The organism is Flavobacterium sp. FPG59, from assembly GCF_002150205.1.
Lineage (GTDB): Bacteria > Bacteroidota > Bacteroidia > Flavobacteriales > Flavobacteriaceae > Flavobacterium.
The window spans coordinates 1-2,288 of the sequence record NZ_MTCA01000320.1 but is presented as its reverse complement, the minus strand read 5'-3'; the positions used below and the strand labels follow the sequence as shown (position 1 = coordinate 2,288).

3 protein-coding genes are annotated in these 2,288 nt (G+C 34.0%); all 3 read left to right on the top strand.

Annotation, left to right across the window (positions count from 1 at the left end):
- The first annotated feature begins 766 nt into the window (after nt 1–766).
- Genes FPG59_RS15550 through FPG59_RS15540 form a run of 3 tightly spaced genes read left to right on the top strand, consistent with a single transcriptional unit; the run spans nt 767 to nt 2,234 of the window.
- Nucleotides 767–1,099, top strand: a complete 333-nt coding sequence (locus FPG59_RS15550) for a helix-turn-helix transcriptional regulator (protein ID WP_086455458.1) — start codon at nt 767–769, stop codon at nt 1,097–1,099.
- 16 nt (nt 1,100–1,115) lie between these two features.
- A complete protein-coding gene (locus FPG59_RS15545) occupies nt 1,116–1,586 on the top strand; it encodes a DUF6428 family protein (RefSeq protein WP_086455457.1) in 471 nt (156 codons plus the stop codon).
- Nucleotides 1,587–1,601: 15 nt separating this feature from the next.
- Nucleotides 1,602–2,234 carry a low molecular weight phosphatase family protein gene (locus FPG59_RS15540; protein WP_176330771.1) on the top strand — a complete coding sequence of 211 codons (633 nt, stop codon included), beginning with the start codon at nt 1,602–1,604 and terminating at the stop codon, nt 2,232–2,234.
- Nucleotides 2,235–2,288: the final 54 nt, after the last annotated feature.

Here is a 2,288-nt window from a genome sequence, read left to right as displayed (position 1 = left end):
CTACAACCTTTATTCGCTTTTACAAGCTTTTTTTGAACCTTTTTTTATTCTTTTCTTAACTTTTAAACTAAAGCACTGATTAAACGACTCTTAAAAACTAAACTTTTTTTCAGCTAATTTGAATTTTGATAAATGTACAGTGAAATTATGCCTTTGAAGCGTATTAGATAACATTCTTTATACAACAACTCCTGGTTTTTCTAGTGTCCATATTAGTAAACCCTACTCTATTATATGTAGGTAGTGTTCTTTTTGCTACTGAAACAACACAATACACCTTTATATATGGCTACTACCGTTAACCACAGTAAGAATTATAAAATCATAAGCTATTATATATAGATAACACCCTTTACTACGTTAACAACGTTTACATCACACACCATTACATATAGACAACACTCTTTACAATGATAACAACAATAACATCTTGATCATTATATGTAGCACCTACGTCTACTATGGTCACGATTATAACACCATAAACCATTATATATAGGTAGTGCTTATGCTTTTCTAACAAAAACGACCTCCATATTCACACGTCCGCGTTAGGGATAGCAGCGGAAAGCCCACAGTGACGACCGAAAGGAAGGAACGAGGACTTGTAGCGAAGAGCCCGACCCTTTTGCAATTCCTGAAGCTACTGCGGAAGGGATTGCAAAAGGGGTAACGCCCAAAATAAAATGGCTACTTGGTAATAAAACCAATCATTCTGAAGCTTTGTATTTATTATTATCGTAATATTGCAATATAGATATACACCATGGGCATTACCAAGTCAGAACATTTTACAGACGAACAAAACGAATTAGCAACATTGGCGAAAGCCTTGGGCCATCCTGCGAGAATTGCTATTGTGCAACATCTCCTAAAAGTAAATAGCTGTATATGTGGTGACATTGTAAATGAACTCCCTCTGGCCCAACCTACGGTTTCGCAACATTTAAAAGAACTCAAAAATGCTGGTCTTATAAAAGGTAACATTGAAGGGAATGCGATTTGCTATTGTCTCAATGAAGAAGGGTTTAATCCGATAAAAAGTTTTTTTGATCAGATCAATACCTATTTAGAAAATAAGAAAAATCAATGTTGTTAATTTAATTATTAGAAAAATGAAATTATCAGAAGTAAAAAATGAATTAAGCACGTTAGAAAATGTTGCTTTTGTATTACCAAACGGTACTTATGTTCCAGAACATTTTCATGTAACCGAAGTAGGTTTGATTACTAAGAAATTTATTGACTGCGGCGGAAAGCTTCGAAATGAAACCGTTGTTAATTTTCAATTATGGGATGCTAATGACTTTGAACACCGTTTAAAACCCAAAAAACTTTTGGATATCATCACCCTTTCTGAAAAAGTACTCGGAATCCAAGATTATGAAGTGGAAGTAGAATATCAAGCTGAAACTATAGGGAAATACGATATGGGTTTCAACGGAACTGCTTTTACATTAGTAAACAAATTAACGGCTTGTTTGGCTGAAGATCAATGTGGAATTCCTGAGAACAAACAAAAAGTAAAATTATCTGAGATTCAAAGTCAAACCACTAGCTGTTCTCCAGGCGGAGGTTGTTGCTAAATTTAAAACTGTAAAATGGAACCCATTAAAACCGTGCTATTTCCAGAGTTAGAAAAAACAATACGTAATTTTGATTTCGAAAACATTTTGACTGACCGAAAGAGTGTTTTACAGCCACTTATTGATTATATTCAGACAAAAGTTAGTAATCACCAAGAAATAAGGCTAAATTTTATTTGTACTCACAATTCCAGAAGAAGCCATTTATCTCAGGTTTGGGCGCAAACTGCTGCAGCACATTTTAAGATACAAAATATAAATTGCTATTCTGGCGGCACTGAAGCAACGGCTTTATTTCCGATGGTGATCAAGACATTAGAGAAATCTGGTTTTGAAGTTAAAAAAATTGCAGATGGAAACAACCCTATTTATGCTATAAAATATGGGAAAAATAAACATCCAATCATTGGTTTTTCTAAAACTTATGATGCCGAGTTTAATCCGATAAGCGAATTTGCAGCCATTATGACTTGTTCCCAAGCAGATGGCGACTGCCCTTTTATTGCTGGTGCTGAAAAACGAATTCCGATTACTTATGAAGATCCTAAAGCATTTGATCAAACACCACAACAAGAAGAAAAATATAAGGAACGTAGTTTACAAATTGCAACTGAATTATTTTATGTTTTTTCAAGAATAAAATCGTAGTGTAACCTCTAGGAAAAGATTAATGTAATTAACGATTGAGTACCTACCTATAAC

Bases quoted from the DNA above. Each gene is read 5' to 3' on its own strand.
- FPG59_RS15550 (WP_086455458.1), top strand. From the start codon at position 767: ATGGGCATTACCAAGTCAGAACATTTTACAGACGAACAAAACGAATTA.
- FPG59_RS15545 (WP_086455457.1), top strand. From the start codon at position 1,116: ATGAAATTATCAGAAGTAAAAAATGAATTAAGCACGTTAGAAAATGTT.
- FPG59_RS15540 (WP_176330771.1), top strand. From the start codon at position 1,602: ATGGAACCCATTAAAACCGTGCTATTTCCAGAGTTAGAAAAAACAATA.